Origin of the sequence: Pseudomonas sp. Leaf58 (genome assembly GCF_003627215.1) — a bacterium.
Taxonomy (GTDB): domain Bacteria; phylum Pseudomonadota; class Gammaproteobacteria; order Pseudomonadales; family Pseudomonadaceae; genus Aquipseudomonas.
In genome coordinates, this window is the sequence record NZ_CP032677.1 from 3,473,334 (window position 1) to 3,498,080 (window position 24,747).

Sequence of the window (24,747 nt, forward strand, 5' to 3'; positions counted from 1 at the left end):
GCGCCCCATCTTGGTGCATGCGCCCACGCCGGCCACAATTTGGCGCACCGCAAAACCACCCCCTGCGCACTTGTTCAAAGTCGAACACAAACGCCAACGTTTGCGTCTATTGCGCACCCTCACATTAGTGACCAGTGGGTCACCTTTTTATCTCTTTCTCTCCTACACTCGGGTTTCGGCCCGCCATTTGCTCAACGGAAGAGTGACGAAAAAAAGTCGAACTTTCCGGAAAGCGGGCAGGTCAGGAACTAAGTAGGCCAAACGCCAAGGGACTTCCCCGCCGCGGCCGACACACCTCAACCAGCCCAATCGCCTTCGGCCGGAATGCCGATCGCGCCGTGCCTGCGCGCACGATCCCGGAGCATGGAACGCACTACGCAACATTCAGAACCAGAGAGAACCAGCACGAAACATCGCCACGGGTGCCAGCACCCGGCCAAGCATAGGGACGGAGAGAAGTATGATCAGTGCCGCTGTCGAGCCTCACGTAGATTCATTCAACCCGGACAACCGCGAACCGCTCACCCCGGAGTTCGCCACGACAGGCAAGGCACCCGGCGCCCAGCGCCAGCACAACCGCAACAAGCGCAAGATTTTGTTCGTCACCTCGGAAATTGCCGACCTGGTGAAAACCGGCGGCCTGGGTGACGTGTCTGCCGCCCTGCCCCGCGCCTTGGCGCACCTGCACGACGTGCGGGTGCTGATCCCCGGTTACCGCCAGGTGATGGAAAGCGACAACCCCATCCACATCGTCGGTGAACTGGGCGGCCACGCCGCCCTGCCACCGTGCAAGATCGGGCGTATGGACATGGCCGATGGCTTGGTCATCTATGTACTGATCTGCCCCGAGTTGTACCAGCGTGACGGCACCCCCTATGGTGCCAACAACGGCCGCGACTGGCCCGACAACCACATCCGCTTCGCCCGCTTGGGCCTGGCCGCCGCCGAAATCGCGGCCGGCGAAGGCAAGATCCACTGGCAGCCCGAAGTGGTGCATGCCCACGACTGGCCAGCCGGCCTGGCGCCGGCCTACATGCACTGGCGCGGGCTGAGTACGCCAACCTTGTTCACCATCCACAACCTGGCCTACCAGGGTGTGTACAGCCGCGGCTGCAGCCCGGAGCTGGCGATCCCCGAGCACGCCATGCAGCAAGAAGGCATGGAGTTCTACGGCAAGCTGTCGTTCCTCAAGGCCGGCCTGGCCTACTCCAGCCACATCACCACGGTCAGCGCCACCTATGCGCGGGAAATCACCACCCCGGAATTCGGCTGCGGCCTGGACGGTTTTCTCGCCAGCAAGGCCCAGCAAGGCCTGCTCGGCGGCATCCCCAACGGCATCGACGAAAGCTGGGACTCGGCCACCGACAAGCACCTGCAGCACAACTTCAGCATCAATGACTGGGAAGGCAAGGCGCGCAACACCCAGGAAGTGCGCGCGCTGTTCAACCTGCAAGCGTCGGACGGCCCGCTGTTCGCCGTGGTCTCGCGCCTGGTCTACCAAAAGGGCCTGGACCTGACCTTGGGCGTGGCCGACTACATCGTCGAGCAAGGCGGGCAAATTGCGATCATCGGCCGCGGTGAGCCGGAAGAAGAGCAGGCCATGCGCGAACTGGCACTGCGTCACCCAGGCCGCATTGGCGTACGCATTGGTTTCAACGAAACCGACGCGCGGCGCATGTTCGCCGGCAGCGACTTCCTGTTGATGCCGTCGCGCTACGAGCCGTGCGGCCTCAGCCAAATGTATGCGCAGCGCTTCGGTTCGCTGCCAGTGGCGCGCAACACCGGCGGGTTGGCCGACACCATCGAATGCGGCGTTACTGGTTTCCTGTTCAACGAGTCGACTGTGGAGAGCTACCGCCAGGCCCTTAGCCGCGCGTTTTATGTGTACGGCAAGAAGGACCTGCTGAACGCCATGCGCTGCCTGTCGATGACCCAGCCCTTCAACTGGTGCCAGGCCGTGGAACCCTATGCGCGCCTATACGAGGACCTGGTCAAGCAGGCGCAGTTCAGCCACTACTGAGCGGGGAGCAGAAGATGCACAGGCATGGCGCACACTTGCTGGACGCCACGTCGGCGCGCTTCGCCCTCTGGGCGCCGGATGCGCGCAGCGTGAGCGTGAAATTGGAGCAGCAACCGGCCGTCGAGTTGCTGCCCGCGGAGGACGGCTGGTTCACCGGAGTAGCCCGGTGCCAGGCCGGTGACCGTTATCACTACCTTGTAGACGGCAAATTGCAAGTGGCCGACCCGGCCTCGCGCTACCAGCCCGAGGGTGTGCAGGGGCCCAGCCAGGTGGTGGATGTGGCCAGTTATGCCTGGCAGCACCCCTGGCAGGGCCGGCCCTGGCACGAAGCGGTGATCCAGGAGCTGCATGTCGGCCTGCTCGACGGCTATACCGGGGTTGCCCGGCAGTTGCCGCGCCTGGCCGAAATCGGCATCAGTGCGGTCGAGCTGATGCCCCTTGGGCAGTTCCCTGGCGAGCGCAACTGGGGTTATGACGGCGTGCTGCCCTATGCGCCGCAACACACCTATGGCAGCCCCGAGCAGTTATGCGCACTGGTCGACCAGGCGCACGGCGAAGGGCTGATGGTGCTGGTGGATGTGGTTTACAACCACTTTGGCCCCGACGGCAATTACCTGCACCAGTATGCCAGCGCGTTTTTTCGCGAAGACCGGCAGACGCCATGGGGCGCCGCCATCGACTTCCGCCGCCCGCAGGTACGCGAATACTTTATCCAAAATGCCCTGATGTGGGTGTGCGATTACCGCTGCGACGGCCTGCGCCTGGATGCCGTGCATGCCATCGACCAGCCCGACTTTTTGGTCGAACTGGCGCAGCGGGTGCGCGCCAGCGTGGCGCCGGGCCGCCAGGTGTGGCTGGTGCTGGAAAACGAACACAACCAGGCTTTTTTGCTGGAGCAAGGCTTCGACGCCCAGTGGAACGACGACGGCCACAATGCCCTGCATGTGCTGCTAACCGGTGAAACCGAAGGTTACTACGCCGATTACCAACACCGCCCCATTGAACAATTGGCGCGCTGCCTGGGCGAAGGCTTTGTGTTCCAGGGCCAGGCTAACCGTCACGGTACGCCACGCGGCGAACCCAGCGCACACCTGGCGCCCAGCGCCTTTGTGCTGTTTTTGCAGAACCACGACCAAATCGGCAACCGCGCCCTGGGCGAACGCCTGACCCGCCTGTGCCCGCCGCCTGCCCTGCGAGCGGCCACTGGCCTGTTGCTGTTGGCGCCGATGATCCCGCTTTTGTTCATGGGCGATGAAGACGGCAGTTGCCGGCCGTTCCTGTTCTTTACCGACTTCCATGACCAACTGGCCGACGCCGTACGCGAAGGCCGTCGCGCGGAGTTCGCCCACTTCACCGCGTTTGCCGACCCCGAGCAGCGCGAGCGCATTCCTGACCCCAATGCTGAACAAACCTTCGCGGCGTCGCGCCTACAAAACAACGAGGTCATCGCTGGCTGGCACGGCCTCTACCAACAACTGCTCGACCTGCGCCGCCGCCATGTAATCCCGCACCTGCCCGGCAGCCGTGCACTGGGCGCCGAAGTCCACAGCGACAAAGCATTGACGGCACGCTGGCGCCTGGGCAATGGCAACACGCTGCGTATCGACCTGAACCTAGCCGCCAACCCACAGCCGGTCGAGCTGCCGGCACCGGCCTTCCGGTTGTATGACAGCAGCGACACCCGCCACCCCGATACCCATCTGGCCGGCTACTGCTGCGTGGTCAGCCTGCTTCCCCCTGCCCAGGAGCGCCCATGAGCGAAACTGCCCTGCACCGCCTGGCGTCCCGCGTCGGGCTGAGCCGCGACTGGATCGACGCCAATGCCCAGCCCCAGCGCGTCAGTGACGCAGTATTGCGCAATATTCTCGAGGGCCTGGGCCACCCTGCCGCCGATGACGCGGCCATCGCCGCCAGCCTGCGCGCCGTGGAAACCGCCGAAGACAGCGAGCACCTGCCGCCACTACTCACCGCCGATCAGGGCCAGCCACTGGCGCTGGCGCGCTACTTCAGTGCCGCCAGCGTCGCCCACTGCACCCTCGAAGACCACACCTCACTCACCCTCAGCCTCGACGACCAGGCCCGCCTGCCCGGTGCGCTGCCGATTGGCTACCACCAGGTGGAAATCGACAGCCGCCGCTTCACCGTGGCCGTCGCCCCGCCCCGCTGCTACAGCCTTGCCGACGCGGTGCAGCAGCCACCGCCGCGCTGCTGGGGCCTGGCGGTGCAGTTGTACAGCCTGCGCCGCCCCGGCGATGGCGGCTATGGCGACTGCCTGGCCTTGGAGCAACTGGCCCGCTCGGCCGCCGAGCGTGGCGCCGATGCGCTGGCCATCAGCCCGATTCACGCCCTGTCGGCCCACGACCAGGAGCACTACAGCCCCTACTCGCCCTCTAGCCGGCTGCTGCTCAACACGCTGTACGCCAGCCCGTCCGCGGTGCTGGGCGAGCGTGCGGTGCGCGTGGCCATCGAAGCCTGTGGCCTGGCGCAACAGCTGGAGGATTTGCAACAACACCCGCTGGTCGATTGGCCGCGCGCCGCCAGCGCCCGCCTGCGCCTGCTCGAAGCCCTGTACGAGGGTTTCAGCCAAGCCGACCACCCGCTGCGCAGCGACTTCGACAGTTTCCGCGAAGCGGGCGGCCAGGCCCTGGAGCACCATTGCCGCTTCGAGGTGCTGCAGGCGCAGGCGGTGGAACAGGGCCTGGGGGCCGACTGGCGCAACTGGCCCAAGGCCTGGCACGACCCGTATCACCCGGAAGTGGAGGCCTTCGCCAGCGCCTACCCGGCCAAGGTCGAGTTCCACGCTTTCTGCCAATGGCTGACCGAACGGGGCCTGCAACGCGCTCAGCAAGCAGCACGCGGCAACGGCATGGCGGTTGGCCTGATCGCTGACTTGGCGGTGGGTGCCGACGGTGCCGGCAGCCAGGCCTGGAGCCGCCAGGACGAGTTGCTGGCAGGTTTGAACGTGGGCGCCCCGCCCGACATCCTCAACCGCGCGGGCCAAGATTGGGGCATCTGCGCCTTTTCACCCGAAGGCCTCAAGCGCAACGGCTACCGTGCCTTCATCGAGATGCTGCGGGCCAACCTTGCGCATGCCGGCGGCCTGCGCATCGACCATGTCATGGGCCTGCGCCGGCTGTGGCTGATCCCACAGGGGGCCAAGCCCAGCGAAGGGGCGTACCTCAACTACCCGCTGGACGACCTGTTGCGCCTGCTGGCGCTGGAGTCGGTGCGCCACCAGGCGATCATCCTCGGTGAAGACTTGGGCACCGTGCCCGACGGCTTGCGCGAGCAACTGGCCGGCAAAGCCGTGCTGGGCATGCGCGTGCTGCCGTTCGAGCAGTCCCAGCCCGGCCAGTTCACGCCGATTCTAGACTGGCCGGACAACGCCCTGGCCACCACCGGCACCCACGACTTGGCGCCGCTGGCCGGCTGGCTGGCAAACCGTGATATCGACTGGAGCCACCGCTTGCAGCTGATCGACGCGGCCACCGAACTGCACTGGCGCCACGCCCGCCAGAAGGAGCACGACGGCCTGCGCCATACCCTGGAGGCCAACTACGGCGCATTGGCCGACAACGACGCGCTGATCGATGCGGCCATCCGCTACCTGGGCCACACCCGCGCACCACTGGTGCTGCTGCCGCTCGAAGACCTGCTGGGCTGCGACGAGCAAGCCAACCTGCCCGGCACTACCAGCGGCCACCCCAACTGGCGCCGCCGCTTTGCCCGGCCAACCGCTGAGTTGCTTGACGACGAAGATGCCGCGCGGCGCCTGGAACTGCTGGCCCAAGCCCGCGAACAAGCCTGGGAGCGTGACCGATGAAAGCACTTACCGCGACCCTGCGCCTGCAGTTTCACAGCGACTTCAGCCTTGACCACGCCGTGCCGCTGGTGCCGTATTTCGCCCAGCTGGGCATCAGCCACCTGTATGCCTCGCCCATCCTCAAGGCCCGTGCCGGCTCACGCCACGGCTACGACGTGGTCGACCCCACCTGCGTCAACCCCGAGCTGGGCGGCGAGGCGGCGCTCGAACGGCTGGTCGCCGCCCTGCGCCAGCACGGCATGGGGTTGATCCTCGACACGGTGTCCAACCACATGGCCGTGGGCGGTGCCGACAACCCTTGGTGGCAAAGCCTGCTGGCCTGGGGCCGGCGCAGCCCCTATGCGGAGTTCTTCGACATCCAGTGGCACTCCAGCGACCCGCTGCTGGCCGGCCAGCTGCTGTTGCCGTTCCTCGGTAGCGACTATGGCGTGGCGTTGAAAAATGGCGAGATACCGCTTGAGTTCGACAAGCAACAAGGGCTGCTGCAAATCGCCCACTATCAACACCGCTTCCCGGTCTGCCCGGCCGATTACGGCTGGATTCTTGCCCTAAGCCCGGACCCCGCCCTCAAGGCCTTGGCTGAGCGCTTTACCGCGTTGAACGCGTCGGCCAGCCCATTGGCTGACGCCCTGCCCCTGCACGCCGAGCTGGCGCGCCTGGTGCGTGAGGGCGCCGACCTCGAGCCGGCGCTGCGGGCATTCGACAGCCGCAGCGAAAACGGCTTCAAGCGCCTGCACCTGCTGCTGGAACGCCAGACCTACCGCCTGGCCAGCTGGCGCACTGCTGCCGACGACATCAACTGGCGGCGCTTCTTCGACATCAACGAGCTGGGCGGCCTGCGGGTGGAGCGCGCGGTGGTGTTCGAGGCCACCCACGCCAAACTGTTCGAGCTGATCGAGCGCGGCCTGGTGGACGGCCTGCGCATCGACCATATCGACGGCCTGGCCGACCCGCGCGGTTATTGCCGCAAATTACGCCGACGGGTCGATGGCTTGCTGGCGCGGCGGCCATTGACGGCCGCCCTGGAGCATTTCCCGATCTACGTCGAGAAGATTCTCGGCGCCAACGAGCATCTGCACCGCGACTGGCTGACCGACGGCACCACCGGCTATGAATTCATGAACCAGGTCTCGCTGTTGCAGCACGACCCGGCAGGCGAGGCCGCGCTGACCGAGCTGTGGGCCAGCGTCAGCGAACGCCCAGGCTTCCCCGAAGAGGTACGCCAAGCCCGCCACTTGGTGCTCAACGCCAGCCTGGCCGGCGACTGCGAATCGGTGGCCCAGGCGCTGTTGCAGGTAGCACGCAACGACCTGATGACCCGCGACCTGACCCTGGGCGCCATCCGCCGCGCCTTGCAGGCGCTGGTGGCGCATTACCCGGTGTACCGCACCTACTTCACTGCCTGCGGGCGCCCGGCAGAAGACGAAAGGTTTTTCCAGCAGGCCCTGGCCAATGCCCGCCAGGACCTTGGCGAAGCCGACTGGCCGCTGCTCGAGCAACTGGAGCAATGGCTGGGGGGGCAAGCCTGGCGCCACCTGCCACCAGGGCGCACGCGCAAGCAGCTACGCCACGCCTGCGTGCGCTTCCAGCAGTTGACCGCACCCACCGCCGCCAAGGCCGTGGAAGACACCGCCTTCTACCGCAGCGCCCGGCTGCTGTCGCGCAATGACGTGGGCTTCGAGGCTGAACGTTTCAGTGCCCCGCTGGAACATTTCCACAACGAGGCCCAGCGGCGCCTGCGCGACTTCCCCGACAACCTGCTGGCCACCGCCACCCATGACCACAAGCGCGGCGAAGACACCCGCGCGCGCCTGGCCGTACTGAGCGAGCGTGGCCCGTGGCTGGCCAGCCGGGTGGAACATTGGCGCGAACTGGCCGCCCCTTTGCGTACGCCGCTGGACGACGGCCTGGCACCCAGCCCCGGCGACGAGCTGATGCTGTTGCAGACCTTGCTCGGCAGCTGGCCGCTGGAACTTGACCTGCACCACGACAGCGCCCTACGCCAGTACGCCGAGCGTATTCGCCAGTGGCAGCAAAAAGCCCTGCGCGAGGCCAAGCTGCGCAGCAGCTGGAGCGCGCCGAATGAAGCCTACGAAAGCGCCTGTGCTCGCTACATCGACGACCTGCTGCTGGGCAACGAGAACCAGCAGTTGCGTAAATCCCTGGCTGATGCCGCACAGCTGCTGGCCTGCCCCGGCGCCCTCAATAGCTTGGTCCAGGCGCTATTGCGCATGACTGCACCCGGGGTGCCCGACCTGTACCAGGGCAACGAGTACTGGGACTTCAGCCTGGTCGACCCAGACAACCGCAGCGCCGTGGACTACGCTTGCCGGCGCCGCACCCTGGACGACGCCACACCGCTAGCCGAGCTGCTGGCGCACTGGCGCGACGGCCGCCTCAAGCAGGCCCTGGTGGCGCGCTTGTTGGACTGCCGCCAGGCCCATGCCGAGCTGTTCCGCCGCGGCGCCTACCTGCCCTTGACCGTGCACGGGCGCCATGCCGACAAGGTGGTGGCGTTCGCCCGCCTGGGCGAAGGCGAACGGGCCGTCATCATCGCGCCACGCCTGGCCAGTACCCTGCTGGCTGCTGTGCCCATACCCCTGATCCCGGCACAGAACTGGGACGACACACGGGTAAGCCTGCCGTTTGCCTTGTCGCCTGCCAACTCGACGGGACTTTTCCCCAGTGCTGCGGTCAGCTCTTCCAAGGAGCTGTTGTTGAGCGCCGTGCTGGCGGAGTTTCCGGTCAACTTGCTGATACAACAATTTTGAGATTCAGGAGCGTCGTGATGAGTGTTGAAGAAAAACGTATCCGCGAATTTGCCTATCAGATCTGGGAATCCGAGGGCAAGCCAGCCGGCCAGGAAGATCGCCATTGGGAAATGGCCCGCAAGCTGGCTGAAGCCGAGGCCCTGGCACCCAAGGCGGCACCGCGCAAGCGGGCGCCGGCCAAGCCGAAAGTGACAGCGGCGCCGACGGCCCCTGCCGAGCCCAAGGTGGCCGCCCTGCCTGGGGTTAAACCGGCGGCAGCGAAAAAGCCTCGGGCAGCGAAAAAGCCCACAGCGGGTTGAGCCTGTCCCGGCCCTTTCGCGGGCAAGCCCGCTGCTACAAGGGTTACCGCCATTCTGTGTGGGAGCGGGGTCACCGGCGAAGAGGCCGGTGCAGGACAACCTCGCTCCCCTTCACCACGGCCACACGAGGACCGCCATGAGCCCCCGCACCCCGAAGAAAACCCGCTCAGTCGCCCCATCGCGCATCCGCGAAGGCCTGCCCTTCCCCCTCGGCGCCACCTGGGATGGCCTTGGGGTCAATTTTGCCCTGTTCTCGGCCAACGCCACCAAGGTCGAGCTGTGCCTGTTCGATTCCACCGGCGAGCAGGAAATCGAACGCATCGAGCTGCCCGAATACACCGATGAGATCTACCACGGCTACCTGCCCGACGCTCACCCCGGGTTGGTCTACGGCTACCGCGTGTACGGCCCCTATGAGCCGGAAAACGGCCACCGCTTCAACCCCAACAAGCTGCTGATCGACCCCTACGCCAAGCAACTGGTCGGTAGCCTGCAATGGTCCGAGGCGCTGTTCGGCTATACCATCGGCCACCCTGACGGCGACTTGTCGTTTGACGAGCGGGACAGCGCGCCGTTCGTGCCCAAATGCAAGGTGATCGACCCGGCCTTCACCTGGGGCCGTGACCAGCGCGTGTCGGTGCCGTGGGAGCGCACGATCCTCTACGAGGCCCACACCCGCGGCATCAGCATGCGCCACCCGGCGGTGCCAGAAGCGCTGCGCGGCACCTTCGCCGGGCTGGCCAACGACGCGCTGCTCAAGCACATCAAAGAGCTGGGTGTTTCCAGCATCGAATTGCTGCCGATCCACGCCTTCGTCAACGACCAGCACTTGTTGGACAAGGGCCTGAACAACTACTGGGGCTACAACAGCATCGCCTTTTTCGCCCCGCACCCACGCTACCTGGCCAGCGGCAAGATCGCCGAGTTCAAGGAAATGGTCGCGCACCTGCACGACGCCGGGCTGGAGGTGATCCTCGACGTGGTCTACAACCACACCGCCGAAGGCAACGAGCGCGGCCCCACCCTATCGATGCGCGGCATCGACAACGCCTCGTACTACCGCCTGATGCCCGACAACAAACGCTACTACATCAACGATTCCGGCACCGGCAACACCCTCGACCTCAGCCACCCCTGCGTGCTGCAACTGGTCACCGACTCACTGCGCTACTGGGCCGGCGAAATGCATGTGGACGGTTTCCGCTTCGACCTGGCAACCATTTTGGGCCGTTACCACGATGGCTACAGCGAGCGCCATGGCTTCCTCGTCGCTTGCCGCCAGGACCCGATGCTAAGCCAGGTCAAGCTGATCGCCGAGCCTTGGGACTGCGGCCCGGGCGGTTACCAAGTGGGCAACTTCGCACCGGGCTGGGCAGAATGGAACGACCGCTTCCGCGACACCGTGCGTGCCTTCTGGAAAGGCGACGAAGGCCAACTGGCCGATTTTGCCTCGCGCATGACCGCCTCGGGTGACATGTTCAATAACCGTGGCCGGCGCCCCTATGCCTCGGTCAACTTTATCACCGCCCACGACGGTTTTACCCTGCGCGACCTGGTCTCGTACAACCAAAAGCACAACGAAGACAACGACGAAAACAACCAGGACGGCACCGACAACAACCTGTCATGGAACTGCGGCGCCGAAGGGCCGACCGACGACCCGGCGGTGAATGCCCTGCGCATGCGCCAGATGCGCAACTTCTTTGCCACCCTGCTGTTGGCCCAGGGCACGCCGATGATCGTCGCCGGTGACGAGTTCAGCCGGACCCAGCACGGCAACAACAATGCCTACTGCCAGGACAGCGAGATTGGCTGGGTGGACTGGGACCTGGACCAGGAAGGCGAAGAGCTGCTGGCCTTCGTCAAGCGCCTGACCCGCCTGCGCTTGGCCTACCCGGTACTGCGCCGCTCGCGCTTTCTGGTGGGTGACTACAATGAGGCCATCGGGGTCAAGGACGTGACCTGGCTGGCACCGGATGGCAACGAGATGAGCGTGGCGCAGTGGGAAGACCCGCACGGGCGCTGCCTGGGCATGTTGATCGATGGCCGGGCGCAGGTCAGCGGTATCGCCCGGCCAGGCGCCGAGGCCACCGTGCTGCTGATCGTCAACGCCCACCACGACATCGTGCCGTTCAAGCTGCCAGCGGTACCCGAAGGGGATTACTGGAGCTGCCTGGTCGATACCGACCGCCCGGAGCTGCGCAAGGGCCAACATCTGCAGTTCGATAGCACATTCGAGGTAAAGGGGCGGTCGCTGTTGCTGATGGTGTTGCAGCGGGATGAAGAGTGAACCTGAACGGCTGGCCTGTGTCCCTTGTGTAAGCCCTTTGCCTGAGGAGTAACCGTGAACCCCGAAGCCGGCAGTCAAGGTTTCGCCAGCGTCAACCAGGCCCCGGCCGTGAAGCGCCTGCGGGTGCTGACGGTGAATACCCACAAGGGTTTCACCGCCTTCAACCGGCGCTTCATCCTGCCGGAACTGCGCGAGGCGGTGCGCAGCACCCAGGCCGACATCGTGTTCCTGCAGGAAGTGCTCGGCAGCCACGACCGCCACGCTGCGCGCTACCCCGGTTGGCCGCAGACCTCCCAATACGAATTCCTCGCCGACAGCATGTGGAGCGACTTTGCCTACGGCCGCAACGCGGTGTACCCCGACGGCCACCACGGCAACGCGCTACTGTCCAAATACCCGATCATCGAACACCGCAACCTCGACGTGTCGATCACCGGCCCCGAACGCCGTGGCCTGCTGCACTGTATTCTCGACGTACCCGGGCCGCATCACGTGCATGCCATCTGTGTGCACTTGTCATTGCTGGAACGCCATCGCCAGAAACAGCTACAACTGCTGCGCAAACTGCTTGAATCGTTGCCCACTGAAGCCCCGGTAATCATCGCTGGCGACTTCAACGACTGGAAAGCCCACGGCAACCGTACATTGGGCTTGCAACCTGACCTGCACGAGGCGTTCCAACGCCATCACGGGCACCTGGCCCGCACCTACCCTGCCCGCCTGCCACTGCTGCGGCTGGACCGCATTTACCTGCGCAACGCCGAAAGCCAAGGGCCGCGGATTTTGGGGCACAAACCTTGGTCGCACCTGTCAGACCACCTGCCGTTGGCAGTCGAAGTCAGGCTCTAACAATGATTTTTCATAGTCACGGCACGGCAAATAGCGAACCCCGCTATGCCCTACTCATTTAGTCGGAAAATCAATGGATTGTGCCGCCCCACGCAACATCAACAGTTCCTTCACGCTTTCTTGACGCAAGCGGCGAACTCTCCTTAGCTGAACATTACCGAGTAGTAAAGATCTCGCGCCGGGCCTCTAGCTCGCGCCTTCGTGCGTGCTAGCGAACGCTGGCGTGCTGGTTTGGGTCGCCCACTGTTTTTGCCGTAACAGCTCGTGACAACAGGCCAGGTCCCAGGGCTGTAACCCACAAAAACAAAGGAGATCCGCCATGAAAAGCACCTCGAACCCATTGCGCTTCGACAGCATTTTCTACGCGGTTTCCACGTCGCTGCTTCTGGCAACCCCGGTGGAAACTTTCGCGTACGAGCTGCAGGATGACCCCACCTCGCCCGGCTTCTTACAGCAACCGGCGGTGCCGCAACCGTCGCTCGACCAGGCCACCGTCAATGGCTTGAATATCGGTACGTTGAACGCCTTTTCGCAAAAGATGAGCGAGCGCCAGGGGCAGGCGGCACCGCACCTGGTGGCTAGCCAGTGGGCGCAGTTTTTCCCCAGCACCGCGCGCGGTGGCGCGCAGCCTCCAGACCAACTGGAAGCGCCCAGCCAGCAACTGATGATCGGCCCGGACCTGTTCATGCGTGAAACTGCAGCGGGCAACGTGCACCGCGCGGGGATTTTCGTGGGGCACAACAACCTGCAGAGCAGCTTCAACGGCACGCGCCGGTTGTTGGGTGACAAACAGCGCAATGCGGTGAACCTGAGCGGTGAAAGCCTGGGGGTGTACTGGAGCATGACCCATGAACGGGGCTGGCACCTGGATGCCGTGGCCATGGGCTCGCGCATTGACGTCAATGGCCGCGGCGAGAATGGCCAACGGCTGGACGACAGCGGCCATGCGATGACCTTTTCGCTGGAAGGCGGCTATCCCATCGGGCTGGGTGGTGGCTGGGTGATCGAGCCGCAGGCTCAGTTGATCAACCAGCAGTTCTTCCCCGGCAGCCGGGTGCAGGAAGAAACCCTGCAGGCCTTCGACAGCCAGCCGAGCTGGAGCGGCCGGGTGGGTGCCAAGTTGTCTGGGCGTTATGAGGTACGGGGCATGCCTGTCGAGCCCTATGTGCGGACCAACGTGTGGTATGACTTCAGCAGTGCCGATGAAGTGCAACTGGACCAGGTCGACAAGATCTCCAGCTCGCGCTATTCGACCACGGTGGAACTGGGCCTGGGGCTGGTGGCGCGGGTGACGCCTTCGGTGGCGCTGTTTGTCAGTGCCGATTACAGCAGTGATGTGGATGGCAATGATTTGAACGGGTTGATTGGCAGCCTTGGGGTGCGGATGCGGTGGTAGGCAGGGGCAGCCTCTTCGCGGGTAAACCCGCGCCTACAGGGAGCCCACAATACTTGAATTGTGCGCAGTCCCTGTAGGCGCGGGCTCACCCGCGAAGAGGCCAGTACAGGCAACAAATCAGGCAGGTTTCATCACCAGTACTCCCAGCGGCGGCAGGTTCAGGGCCAGCGACAGCGGCTGGCCATGGCTGGCCACCTCGTCACTCTCCACCCCCCCAAGGTTGCCGACATTGGACCCGGCGTACAGCTCGGCATCACTGTTCAACAGCTCCTCCCAGCGCTCGCCGAACGGCACGCCAATACGGTAGCCCTCGCGCGGTACCGGGGTGAAGTTGGCCACTACCAGCACCGGCTCGCCGTTGCTGCTCCAGCGCAGCCAGGCGTACACGCTGTTCTGCGCATCGTCACCAATCAACCACTGGAAGCCCTGCGGCTGGCAATCCTGCTCATGCAGCGCCGGCACCTCGCGGTACAGGCGGTTGAGGTCGCCCACCAAGCGCTGCACACCCTGGTGCTCGGGGTACTGCAACAGGTACCAGTCCAGTTCGCTGTCGTGGTCCCACTCACGCCACTGGCCGAACTCACAGCCCATGAACAGCAGCTTCTTGCCCGGGTGCGCCCACATGAAGGTGAGGTACGCACGCAGGTTGGCGAACTTCTGCCAACGGTCGCCCGGCATCTTGTCGATCAGCGAATGCTTGCCGTGCACCACTTCATCGTGGGAGATGGGCAGGATGAAGTGCTCGGAATAGGCATAGATCAGCCCAAAGCTCATCTCGTTGTGATGGTAGGTACGGTGCACTGGGTCGTTCTGGATGTAATGCAGGGTGTCGTGCATCCAGCCCATGTTCCACTTGTAGGCAAAGCCCAGGCCGCCCTGCTGGGTCGGCTGGCTGACGCCGGGCCAGGCCGTGGACTCTTCGGCGATGATCAGCGCCCCCGGCGCCTCATGGGCGGCGACACCGTTGAGGTGACGGATGAAGTCGATGGCCTCCAGGTTCTCGCGCCCACCATGGCGGTTCGGTACCCATTCGCCGGCCTTGCGCGAATAATCGCGGTATAGCATCGAGGCCACCGCATCGACCCGCAAACCGTCGATGTGGAAGTGCTTCAGCCAGTGCAGGGCCGAGGCCATCATGAAACCGCGCACCTCATTGCGGCCCAGGTTGTAGATCAGCGTGTTCCAGTCCTGGTGGTAGCCCTCCAGCGGGTTGTCGTACTCGTACAGGGCGGTGCCGTCGAAACGCGCCAGGCCGTGCTCGTCCGTGGGGAAATGCGCTGGCACCCAGTCAAGCAGCACGCCAATGCCACCCTGGTGGCAGGCATCGATGAAGGCGGCGAAGTCCTCGGCGCTGCCATAGCGCGAGGTGGGCGCGAACATCGACAGCGGCTGGTAACCCCAGGAGCCGCCGAACGGGTGCTCCATGATTGGCAGCAGCTCGATGTGGGTGAAACCCAGCGCCTGAACGTACGGCACCAGGCGCTCGGCCAGTTCGCGCCAGTTGTAGTAGCGCCCAACTTCGCCGGCCTCATCCAGCTCGCAGCGCCAAGAGCCTGGGTGCAGTTCGTAGATCGACAGCGGCGCGCTGTAGGCATGGCGCTGCGCGCGCTGCGCCATCCAGTCGTGGTCCTGCCAAACATGGCTGAGCGCACCCGCCACCTTGGACGCGGTACTCGGCGGCAGCTCGGTGGCGCGCGCCAGCGGGTCGGCTTTCAGGGGTAATATCCCGTCTTTGCCCAGCACTTCGAACTTGTAGGCTTCGCCCACTCCCAGGCGCGGCACGAACAGCTCCCACACCCCAGCGCTGTGGCGCAGGCGCATGGGGTGGCGGCGCCCGTCCCAATTGTTGAAGTCACCCACCACCGACACCCGCCGTGCATTCGGTGCCCACACCGAGAAGCACACGCCATCGATGCCATCCACCGTGATGGGCTGCGCACCGAAGCGCCCGGACAAGTCGCGGTGGTTACCTTCGGCGAACAAGTGCAGGTCCATGTCGCCCAGTTGTGGGCCGAAGCTGTAGGGGTCTTCGGTGACCTGCTCGCCACCGGCCCAGGCAATTTGCAGCAGGTAGGGCTGTGCCTCATCGAGGTGCGCGCTGAACAGCCCAGGCAGGCTGCCCTGCTGCATTTCGGTGAGGGTACGCCCGTCATGCCGGGCCAGGATGCGCACATTTAGCGCATTGGGCAGGAAGGCGCGCACCACCTGCCCGCCTGCGCCGTCACCATGGGGGCCGAGTAGGGCAAATGGATCGGCGTGCTCGGCGCGGGCCAGGGCGTCGAGATCCCGTTGCCGAAGGCCGCCGTTTTCACGCGTTGTTACGTTCATTCTGACTCTCCCCAGGTACTGATCAGTCCATGCAGACCATGCAAAGGCACGGCCAACCAACTTGGACGGTTTTCGGCTTCGTAGGTAATTTCGTAGGCAGCTTTTTCCAGGCAGAACAGCTCCAGTGCAGCACGCTCGCCCTCGGCCTGCTGCCAGGCATGCGGCATGGCTGCGGTGGCCAAACCATAGGCTTCGACAAAGGCATGCCGCGACTGATGCAGGTACTGCCTGGCAACCCGTTGCCGGGCTTGGCGTGCGGGGTCGGAAAGGTCCACCGCAGACGCGCTGCGCAAGATCATCGCAGCAGCATAGTCGAAGGATCGCAGCACGCCGCTGACATCCTTGTAGGGGCTGTGTTTTGCCCGCCGCTCTTGCAGCGGCCGGGCCGGTTCACCTTCGAAATCGATGAGGTAGGCATCGCCCTGCACCACCAGCACCTGGCCCAGGTGCAGGTCGCCGTGCACGCGCATCAGCAAACCGCCCAAGGCCTGCTGGGCCAGGTTGGCGACGTGCTGGGCCAGGCCATCGCGCTGTTGCTGCAAGTCATCGACCAGCGCCTGGCTGTCGCTGTCCAGGTTGTCGCGGTGCTGGGCCAGCAGGTCGAGGGCGTGGGTCAGCTCGGCGCTGATCTGCGCACTCCAGCGCTCGCTGTCGTGGGTATCGCTGGGGCGCGGCTGGAAGGCTTCGTCGTGGGTCGGTGCGGCCAGCAGCAGGTGCATTTCACCCAGGCGCTGGCCGAGCAAGGCGGCAAAGCCGGTTAGCTCGACGAGTGCGTCAGTGTGCAGCTCGGCGTCGAGGCTGGCAGGCTCCATCTGGTCGCGAATGGCCCGCTCCAGGGTGTTCTGGGTCCAGGCCCAGGCATCGCCCTGGTTGCTCAGGTAGCCCTGGGCGATCATCAGCAGGTGCGGTGCGCCCTGTTCATCCACCCGGCTGACCCAGGCCAGCAACGGCGAGATATTGGCAAAGCCTGCGGCGGTCAGGTAGGCACTCATTTCAAGCTCCGGGTGCACGCCCGGGTTGACCCGGCGGATCAGCTTGAGCACCACACGGTCGCCGATCACCACCGAGCTGTTGGACTGCTCGGCGCTGAGGTAGCGCACGGGGCTTTCCTCGTTCAACGCCAGGCCAGCCAACTGTTCGGTGCTTTCGAAACGCAGCTCGCCCTCGCCGTTGCCACAGGCCAACTGCATGCCACCCTGGCAGGCGCGCAGTACCGCGCGGATGAAAGGTTCGAGGACAAAGGCGTCGGTGATCAGGCCAACCTGATGCGCACGGCGCACCCGTGACAACGCCAGCTGCTGCGGCAACGCGGTGTTAATCTGGTCCTCTGGCAGCAGGCCGAACGGCAACTGGTAGCGGTTGGCGGTGCCGTCGCTGAGCACTTCAATCTCGCTAAGCAACACCGGCGTGGTGGCCGTGCCGAAGCGCACGCCATAGCACAGCCGTACAGCGTCGATCGGCCCTTCCTTGCCGGCGAACCAGCGCCGCTTGGGCAGGTACTGCGGCAAGATGGCCGTTTGCAGGGTGTTGCTGGAGGGGGCTTCGAGCAGTTCTTCCATTCGCTTGCGCAGCACCAACGTCGTCAATTCGGGTAACCCCTCGGTGGCCTGGATGTGCCAGCTGGGCATGCGGTCGTGAGCGGCCAGCAGGAACCAGTAGAAGGCATAGGGTGGCAAGGTCAGCAGAAACGGCAGTTGGCCAATCGGCGGGAAGGCGCTGCCGCCAAGCATCTCTACCGGTACTTTGTCGGCGTATTGTGACAATTCCAGTTCGGCCGCTTGGGCGGCGCGGGACACGTTGGCGACGCACAGGATGACTTCGCTATTGCCATCGGCGTCGGTGTACTCGCGGAGGTAGGCAAGAATGCGCCGATTGCTGGGGGTTAGCATGCGCAGGCTACCGCGGCCAAAGGCCTTTTGCTGCTTGCGCACCGCCAGCAAGCGCCGGTTCCAGTTCAGCAGTGAGTGCGGGTCGTGGCTCTGTGCTTCAACGTTGACCGTCTGGTAACCGTACAGCGGGTCCATGATCGGCGGCAGCACCAGGCGCTGCGGGTCGGCGCGGGAGAACCCGCCGTTGCGGTCTGGCGACCACTGCATGGGCGTACGCACGCCGTCGCGGTCGCCCAGGTAGATGTTATCGCCCATACCCAGTTCGTCGCCGTAATACAGCGTAGGCGTGCCGGGCATCGACAGCAGCAGGCTGGTGAGCAGCTCGATGCGCCGACGGTCCCGCTGCAGCAACGGTGCCAAGCGCCGGCGGATGCCCAGGTTGATACGCGCGCGGCGGTCTTCGGCGTAGTAGTTCCACAGGTAGTCGCGCTCGCGGTCGGTGACCATCTCCAGGGTCAGTTCATCGTGGTTGCGCAAGAAGATCGCCCATTGGCAGTTGGCGGGGATTTCCGGGGTTTGGCGCAGGATGTCGGTGATCGGGAAGCGGTCTTCCATGGCCAAGGCCATGTACATGCGCGGCATGAGTGGAAAGTGGAAGGCCATGTGGCATTCGTCGCCCTCACCTTCACCGAAGTATGGGCGGGTGTCTTCTGGCCACTGGTTAGCCTCGGCCAGCAGCATGCGGTCGGGGTAGTTGGCATCGATCTCGGCACGGATCGCCTTGAGTACGGCGTGGGTTTCGGCAAGGTTCTCGTTGTTGGTGCCATCACGTTCGATCAGGTAGGGGATGGCGTCCAGGCGCAGGCCATCGACGCCCATGTCGAGCCACAGGCGCATCACCCCGATCACCGCCTTGAGCACTTGCGGGTTATCGAAGTTGAGGTCCGGTTGGTGCGAGTAGAAGCGGTGCCAGAAGTACTGGCCGGCGACCGGGTCCCAGGTCCAGTTGGACTTTTCGGTATCGAGGAAGATGATGCGCGTGCCGTCGTACTTCTGGTCGTCATCCGACCACACATAAAAGTCCCGCGCCTTGCTGCCGCGCTTGGCGTGGCGGGCGCGCTGGAACCACGGGTGCTGGTCGCTGGTGTGGTTGATGACCAGCTCGGTAATGACCCGCAGGCCACGTTTGTGCGCCTCGGCGATGAAGCGGCGGGCATCGGCCATGCTGCCGTAGTCGGGGTGGACGGCCTTGTACTCGGCAATATCGTAGCCGTCGTCAAGCCGTGGCGAAGGGTAGAACGGCAACAGCCACAGGGTGTTCACGCCCAGTTCGGCGATGTAGTCGAGCTTGCTGATCAGGCCGGCGAAATCGCCGATGCCGTCGTTGTTGGAATCGAAGAACGACTTGATGTGCAACTGGTAGATGACGGCATCCTTGTACCACAGCGGGTCGTCGATGAAGGCTGCCGGGCGAGAACGCTTGGCCATGTGCGACTCCTTTCCTATCCTGGTTTGCTCTGCCCCTTTTGCAGCGGGTTTACCCGCGTAGCAGGCACCGCGGTGGATGGCACCGGCTTTGCCGGTTTTAGCGGGTGAACCCGCTCCTACAATCGACCGCCAGCCAAGGCTAAAGGGCCTTTTCGATGCGCCAGATACCGAACGGCTGGTGCCAGGGTTCGATGCGCATGAACTGGGTTTTGCCGTACCACGACCAGCGATGGCCGCTCATCAGGTCCTCGCCATGGGTCTCAGCGTTATCATCCAGCCCCAGTTCCCACAACGGCAGTTCGAAGTAGGCTTCCTGGGCATTGTGCGGGTCGAGGCTCACGGCGATGAGGATGTAGTTGTCGCGCTCAGGCGTGCGCTTGGCGAAGTACAGGATGTTGTCGTTCCAACAGTTGAAGAACGCCACGCCCAGGTGCGTCTGCAAGGCTGGGTTCTGCCGGCGAATGCGGTTGAGCTGGGCGATCTCGGCAATGATGTTGCCGGGTTGGGTGAAATCACGTGGGCGAATCTCGTACTTTTCCGAATCCAAGTATTCTTCCTTGCCCGGCAACCCCGCGGCCTCGCACAGTTCAAAACCGGAATACATGCCCCACAGGCCCGAGCCCATGGTCGCCAACGCGGCACGGATCAAAAAACCTGCCCGACCGGAGTGCTGCAGGAAGAATGGGTTGATGTCCGGCGTGTTGACGAAGAAATTGGGCCGGTAGCACTGGCTCCAAGGTGGCTGGTTGAGTTGCTCGAAATACTCACGCAGCTCCTGTTTGCTGTTGCGCCAGGTGAAGTAGGTGTAGCTCTGCGCATAACCCACCTTGCCCAGGCGCGCCATCATCGCCGGCTTGGTAAAGGCCTCGGCGAGAAAGATGACGTCGGGGTGCTGGCTACGCACATTGGCGATCAACCATTGCCAGAACGGCAACGGCTTGGTGTGCGGGTTGTCGACGCGGAAGGTCTTCACGCCCTCCTCGACCCAGCCGACCACCACGTCGCGCAGGGCTAGCCACAGCGATGGCACGGCCTCGGGGGCGTAGAAATCGACGTTGACGATGTCTTGGTACTTTTTCGGCGGGTTTTCCGCGTAGCGGATGCTGCCGTCCGGGCGCCAGCTGAACCAGCCGGGGTGCTCCTTGAGCCAGGGGTGGTCTTGGGAGCACTGGATGGCGAAGTCGAGGGCGATCTCCAGGCCATGTTCAGCGGCGGCGGCCACCAAGCGGCGGAAGTCGTCGCGGCAGCCCAGTTGCGGGTGAATCGCCTCGTGGCCGCCTTCTGGGCCGCCAATCGCATACGGGCTGCCCGGGTCGTCGGGCTCGGCTGTCAGCGCGTTGTTACGGCCCTTGCGGTGCTGCATACCGATAGGATGGATGGGCGGGAAGTACAGCACGTCAAAGCCCATGTCGCGGATCATCGGCAAGCGTTCATGCACATCATTGAAGGTGCCATGGCGTTGCGGGTCGTCGGTGATCGAGCGTGGGAACAGCTCGTACCAGCTGGCGAACTGCGCCGCTGGGCGGTCGACATCGACCGGGAATTCGCGGCTGCGGGCCAGGTAGCTGCGGTGTTCGGCCTCACCCATCAAGCGGGCGCTGGTGGGGTCGAGGAGCAGCGCCACCTGGCTGTCGGCATCGAGTGTAAGCAGGCGCTGCTGCAGTGCTTCGAGCTCCTCGCGCAGGGCGCCGCTACTCAGCTCGATGCCCTTGCCCAGCATCAGCCGGCCCTCTTCCAGTTCGAGCTTCACTTCGACACCGGCGTGGTACTTCTTCTCCAGGTCATGGCAATAGGTGGCGAATGGGTCGATCCAGGCCTCGATGGTGTACAGGTGCGGGCCCAGCTCGGTAGGGGTGAACTCGGCCAGCCACAGGTCGTTGCCCGGCGAGTGCATGGCCACACAGTGCCAGCGCCGGCTGTGTGCCTGGCGCCAGTTGAGCATCACTGCCAGGCGATCGTGGCCGTCGCTGTAGACCTTGCTGCTGACCGCCACCGGTTGGCCACTGATGGCCTTGGCAGCGAAGGTGCCGGCTTCGAGCACAGGTTGGGTGTCCTCGATCACGATGCGCGGCGCCAGCAGCGCCTGGGACAGGCTGATGGCCTGGTCCGGGTGATCGTTGGCCATGGGCACGCTTTCGAAGGGCTCGTTTCGTGACATCGGACCTTGCTCCCTCAGGCTGGTAGCGGTAAGGGTTCAGAGCCGGGTACAGGCGTGGGGTTCAAAATAATTGAGCGAACGGCAACTGCCAGGAGTCGAAGCCTGCAGCACCTCTTCAATCACCCCTGCGAGGTCAGGCCATGAACATTCCCATTCCACCGGAAACTCCCGATCCCAACATCGACGACCCGACGTTGCCGCCGCCCGTGCCGGAAGAAGAGCCGGACGAGCTGCCGATCAAGCCGACCGTGCCGCCGACGGTGGGCGACCCGCCGAGCCAAGAGCCACCGGTGAAGGCTTAAGGGTAGACCAGGATTTTGTGCAGGCCGGGCCGGCCCTTTCGCGGGTGAACCCAATCACGTACATGCGGCGCTGTACGGGTAGCAGCGGGCTTGCCCGCGAAAGGGCCAGAAGACATTACCTCTCAGCCCGTAGATACAGCCGAGATCTCCGCCACACTGATCTCGCGCATGCGGAACTTCTGCACCTTACCGGTCACCGTCATCGGGTACTCGTCGACAAAGCGGATATGCCGCGGCACCTTGAAATGCGCGATGCGTGCCTTGCACCAGCCCTGCAGCTCCTCGACCGTGGCACTGTGCCCCGGGTGCAGCTTGATCCAGGCGACGATCTCTTCGCCATAACGGCTGCACGGGATGCCGACCACCTGGGCATCGGCCACTGCAGGGTGGGTGTAGAAGAACTCTTCCAGCTCGCGCGGGTAGATGTTCTCGCCACCGCGAATGATCATGTCCTTGTTGCGCCCGACGATGCGCACGTAGCCGTGTTCGTCCATCACCGCCAAGTCGCCCGAATGCATCCAGCCAGCTGGGTCGATGGCATCTGCGGTAGCCTGAGGGTTGTCCCAGTAGCCGAGCATCACGCTGTAGCCGCGGGTGCACAGTTCGCCGATCTCACCGCGAGGCACGATGCAGCCCTCGGCGTCCACAAGCTTGTTTTCCAGCTGCGGCTGGGTACGGCCAACGGTGGTCACGCGCAGTTCCAGTTCGTCGTCGGGGCCGGTCTGCAACGACACCGGGCTGGTTTCGGTCATGCCGTAGGCAATTTGCACTTCGGCCATGTGCATCTGGTCGATGACCCTGCGCATCACTTCGATCGGGCAGGTGGCGCCGGCCATGATGCCGCTGCGCAGGGTTGAGAGGTCCATGCTTTGCCGCGCCGGGTGGTCGAGCATAGCGATGAACATGGTCGGTACGCCATACAGGACGCTGGCGCGCTCTTCAGCCACGGCGCGCAGGGTGAGCTCGGCGTCGAAGGCGTCGTTGGGGTAGACCATGGTGCTGCCGTGGGTGATGCAGCCGAGGTTGGCCATGACCATGCCAAAGCAGTGGTACAGCGGCACCGGGATCACCATGCGGTCGCGGTCCGTCAGGCCCAGGCTTTCGCCGACCATGAAACCGTTGTTGAGGATGTTGTAGTGGCTGAGCGTGGCGCCCTTGGGTGCGCCGGTGGTGCCAGAGGTGTACTGGATGTTCACCGGCTGGTCGAACTGCAAGCTTTGCTGGCGGGCGCGGTAGGCCTCGGCGCAGGTGTTCCCTGCCCGCTCGGCCAGTGCTTGCCAGGGCAGGAAGCCTGCGGGCGGGTTGGCTGCCAGGCTGATCACGCCGCGCAGCTCGGGCAGGCGTTCACTGGCCAGCTCACCCGGGGTGGCGCCGGCAAGCTCGGGTGCCAGTTCCTGAACCATGGCGTGGTAATCAGACGTCTTGAAGGCGCCAGCGCACACCAGCCAGCGGCAGCCAGACTGACGCAGTACATATTCCAGCTCGCCCACACGGTAAGCCGGGTTGATGTTGACCAGAATTGCGCCGACCTTGGCACTGGCTAACTGCAGGATGCACCACTGAGCACAGTTGGGCGACCAGATGCCGACCCGGTCGCCCGTGTTCACGCCCAGAGCCATCAGGGCTCGCGCATGCATTTCTACCTGCTCCGCCAGCTGCCGCCAGCTATAGCGCAGGCCCTGGTGGCGTGACACCAGGGCTTCACCCTCGGCACAACGGGCCACAGTGGCATCGAACGCCTGGCCAATGGTCTGGGTCAGCAAGGCTTGGTCCTGGCGACCGCGGGTATAGCTCGGTTGACTCATGGGTGTCCCTTCTTGTGGTTGTTCTGGGCACGACTGAAGCAAGCGCAAATACTCTGGCGCAGATTTACGTTTACGTAAAGGTGATGAGTCGATTGACAGTAAACCCTCGCAGGTTTACGTTAACGTAAAGGTGATGAACGACACCGGCCCCGGCTTGGATCCTTGAGCTACGGTGTTACCCAATTTCAAGAACAAGAAGGTGCCCCAGCATGCATTACCCCTCCCTGAACTTCGCCTTGGGCGAAACCATCGACATGCTCCGCGACCAGGTGCGCACCTTCGTCGCCGCCGAACTGGCGCCGCGCGCCGCGCAAATCGACCACGACAACCTGTTCCCCGCCGACATGTGGCGCAAGTTCGGTGACATGGGCCTGCTGGGCATCACCGTATCGGAAGAATATGGCGGCGCCGGCCTGGGCTACCTGGCTCACGTGGTATCGATGGAAGAAATCAGCCGTGGCTCGGCCTCGGTGGCGCTGTCCTACGGTGCGCACTCCAACCTGTGCGTGAACCAGATCAACCGCAACGGCACCCATGAGCAGAAGCTCAAGTACCTGCCCAAGCTGATCAGCGGCGAGCACATCGGCGCCCTGGCCATGAGCGAGCCCAACGCCGGCTCCGACGTGGTGTCGATGAAACTGCGCGCCGAAAAGCGCGGCGACCACTACGTGCTCAACGGCAGCAAAACCTGGATCACCAACGGCCCCGATGCCAACACCTACGTGATCTATGCCAAGACCGACCTGGACAAGGGCGCGCACGGCATCACCGCGTTCATCGTCGAGCGTGACTGGAAAGGCTTCAGCCGCAGCAACAAGTTCGACAAGCTGGGCATGCGCGGTTCCAACACCTGCGAGCTGTTCTTCGACGACGTCGAGGTGCCGGCAGAAAACATCCTTGGCCAGCTCAACGGCGGCGTGCGCGTGCTGATGAGCGGCCTGGACTACGAGCGCGTGGTGCTGTCGGGCGGACCGACCGGCATCATGCAAAGCTGCATGGACCTGGTGGTGCCGTACATCCACGACCGCAAGCAGTTCGGCCAGAGCATCGGCGAGTTCCAGCTGATCCAGGGCAAGATCGCCGACATGTACACCCAGCTGAACGCCAGCCGCGCCTACCTGTACGCCGTGGCCCAGGCCTGCGACCGTGGCGAGACCACCCGCAAGGACGCCGCCGGGGTGATCCTGTACACCGCCGAACGCGCCACGCAAATGGCCCTGGAAGCGATCCAGATTCTTGGCGGCAACGGCTATATCAACGAATTCCCGGCAGGCCGCCTGCTGCGCGACGCCAAGCTGTACGAAATCGGTGCCGGCACCAGCGAAATCCGGCGGATGCTGATTGGCCGCGAACTGTTCAACGAAACCCGCTGAGCATAAGGGACGGGCG

At 64.3% G+C, this 24,747-nt stretch carries 14 protein-coding genes; 10 read left to right on the top strand and 4 right to left on the bottom strand.

Annotated features, from left to right (window positions below; genetic code table 11):
• The first annotated feature begins 460 nt into the window (after positions 1-460).
• The 8 genes from glgA (at position 461) to DV532_RS16245 (ending at position 13,448) form a co-directional block, all read left to right on the top strand.
• Entirely contained in the window at positions 461-2,020 is a 1,560-nt protein-coding gene (gene glgA, locus DV532_RS16210; protein ID WP_056803132.1) for a glycogen synthase GlgA, read from the top strand.
• 14 nt (positions 2,021-2,034) lie between these two features.
• Positions 2,035-3,777 (top strand): malto-oligosyltrehalose trehalohydrolase, encoded by a 1,743-nt coding sequence (treZ, locus tag DV532_RS16215; protein WP_056803135.1) that lies wholly within the window; start codon positions 2,035-2,037, stop codon positions 3,775-3,777.
• The gene (gene malQ / locus DV532_RS16220; protein WP_056803138.1) at positions 3,774-5,843 is read left to right on the top strand and encodes a 4-alpha-glucanotransferase; all 2,070 of its coding nucleotides are present in this window, start codon (positions 3,774-3,776) and stop codon (positions 5,841-5,843) included. Before treZ ends, malQ begins: the two co-directional genes overlap by 4 nt.
• On the top strand, positions 5,840-8,614 hold the full coding sequence (locus tag DV532_RS16225) for a malto-oligosyltrehalose synthase (RefSeq protein ID WP_056803141.1): 2,775 nt from the start codon (positions 5,840-5,842) through the stop codon (positions 8,612-8,614). The genes malQ and DV532_RS16225 overlap by 4 nt, the downstream gene beginning before the upstream one ends.
• Before the next feature lie 14 nt (positions 8,615-8,628).
• Entirely contained in the window at positions 8,629-8,913 is a 285-nt protein-coding gene (locus DV532_RS16230) for a DUF2934 domain-containing protein (RefSeq protein ID WP_056803144.1), read from the top strand.
• 136 nt (positions 8,914-9,049) lie between these two features.
• The gene (gene glgX / locus DV532_RS16235) at positions 9,050-11,203 is read left to right on the top strand and encodes a glycogen debranching protein GlgX (RefSeq protein ID WP_056803152.1); all 2,154 of its coding nucleotides are present in this window, start codon (positions 9,050-9,052) and stop codon (positions 11,201-11,203) included.
• A gap of 54 nt (positions 11,204-11,257) precedes the next feature.
• Positions 11,258-12,052 (top strand): endonuclease/exonuclease/phosphatase family protein, encoded by a 795-nt coding sequence (locus DV532_RS16240; RefSeq protein WP_056803154.1) that lies wholly within the window; start codon positions 11,258-11,260, stop codon positions 12,050-12,052.
• A gap of 319 nt (positions 12,053-12,371) precedes the next feature.
• Positions 12,372-13,448: an autotransporter outer membrane beta-barrel domain-containing protein gene (locus DV532_RS16245; RefSeq protein WP_056803156.1), complete on the top strand. Its 1,077-nt coding sequence runs from the start codon at positions 12,372-12,374 to the stop codon at positions 13,446-13,448.
• Between the two features lie 117 nt (positions 13,449-13,565).
• Here the strand turns inward: DV532_RS16245 and glgB are convergent, their stop codons facing one another.
• The 3 genes from glgB to DV532_RS16260 all read right to left on the bottom strand — a co-directional run bounded on the left by glgB (position 13,566) and on the right by DV532_RS16260 (position 21,251).
• A complete protein-coding gene (glgB, locus tag DV532_RS16250) occupies positions 13,566-15,776 on the bottom strand; it encodes a 1,4-alpha-glucan branching protein GlgB (RefSeq protein WP_056803159.1) in 2,211 nt (736 codons plus the stop codon).
• Positions 15,773-19,093: a maltose alpha-D-glucosyltransferase gene (gene treS / locus DV532_RS16255; protein ID WP_056803162.1), complete on the bottom strand. Its 3,321-nt coding sequence runs from the start codon at positions 19,091-19,093 to the stop codon at positions 15,773-15,775. Before treS ends, glgB begins: the two co-directional genes overlap by 4 nt.
• 139 nt (positions 19,094-19,232) lie before the next feature.
• Positions 19,233-21,251 (bottom strand): alpha-1,4-glucan--maltose-1-phosphate maltosyltransferase, encoded by a 2,019-nt coding sequence (locus DV532_RS16260; RefSeq protein ID WP_056803164.1) that lies wholly within the window; start codon positions 21,249-21,251, stop codon positions 19,233-19,235.
• 140 nt (positions 21,252-21,391) lie between these two features.
• Here DV532_RS16260 and DV532_RS30405 point away from each other — a divergent pair, with 140 nt between their 5' ends.
• Positions 21,392-21,553, top strand: coding sequence for a hypothetical protein (locus DV532_RS30405; RefSeq protein ID WP_162948977.1), 162 nt, complete (start codon positions 21,392-21,394; stop codon positions 21,551-21,553).
• Positions 21,554-21,675: 122 nt separating this feature from the next.
• Here DV532_RS30405 and DV532_RS16265 read toward each other — a convergent pair whose 3' ends face one another.
• A complete protein-coding gene (locus tag DV532_RS16265; RefSeq protein WP_056803166.1) occupies positions 21,676-23,358 on the bottom strand; it encodes an AMP-binding protein in 1,683 nt (560 codons plus the stop codon).
• Between the two features lie 209 nt (positions 23,359-23,567).
• Between DV532_RS16265 and DV532_RS16270 the strand changes: the two genes are divergently transcribed.
• On the top strand, positions 23,568-24,731 hold the full coding sequence (locus tag DV532_RS16270; protein ID WP_056803169.1) for an isovaleryl-CoA dehydrogenase: 1,164 nt from the start codon (positions 23,568-23,570) through the stop codon (positions 24,729-24,731).
• Positions 24,732-24,747: the final 16 nt, after the last annotated feature.

Bases quoted from the DNA above. Each gene is read 5' to 3' on its own strand.
- glgA (WP_056803132.1), top strand. From the start codon at position 461: ATGATCAGTGCCGCTGTCGAGCCTCACGTAGATTCATTCAACCCGGAC.
- treZ (WP_056803135.1), top strand. From the start codon at position 2,035: ATGCACAGGCATGGCGCACACTTGCTGGACGCCACGTCGGCGCGCTTC.
- malQ (WP_056803138.1), top strand. From the start codon at position 3,774: ATGAGCGAAACTGCCCTGCACCGCCTGGCGTCCCGCGTCGGGCTGAGC.
- DV532_RS16225 (WP_056803141.1), top strand. From the start codon at position 5,840: ATGAAAGCACTTACCGCGACCCTGCGCCTGCAGTTTCACAGCGACTTC.
- glgX (WP_056803152.1), top strand. From the start codon at position 9,050: ATGAGCCCCCGCACCCCGAAGAAAACCCGCTCAGTCGCCCCATCGCGC.
- DV532_RS16245 (WP_056803156.1), top strand. From the start codon at position 12,372: ATGAAAAGCACCTCGAACCCATTGCGCTTCGACAGCATTTTCTACGCG.
- glgB (WP_056803159.1), bottom strand. From the start codon at position 15,776: ATGAACGTAACAACGCGTGAAAACGGCGGCCTTCGGCAACGGGATCTC.
- treS (WP_056803162.1), bottom strand. From the start codon at position 19,093: ATGGCCAAGCGTTCTCGCCCGGCAGCCTTCATCGACGACCCGCTGTGG.
- DV532_RS16260 (WP_056803164.1), bottom strand. From the start codon at position 21,251: ATGTCACGAAACGAGCCCTTCGAAAGCGTGCCCATGGCCAACGATCAC.
- DV532_RS30405 (WP_162948977.1), top strand. From the start codon at position 21,392: ATGAACATTCCCATTCCACCGGAAACTCCCGATCCCAACATCGACGAC.
- DV532_RS16265 (WP_056803166.1), bottom strand. From the start codon at position 23,358: ATGAGTCAACCGAGCTATACCCGCGGTCGCCAGGACCAAGCCTTGCTG.
- DV532_RS16270 (WP_056803169.1), top strand. From the start codon at position 23,568: ATGCATTACCCCTCCCTGAACTTCGCCTTGGGCGAAACCATCGACATG.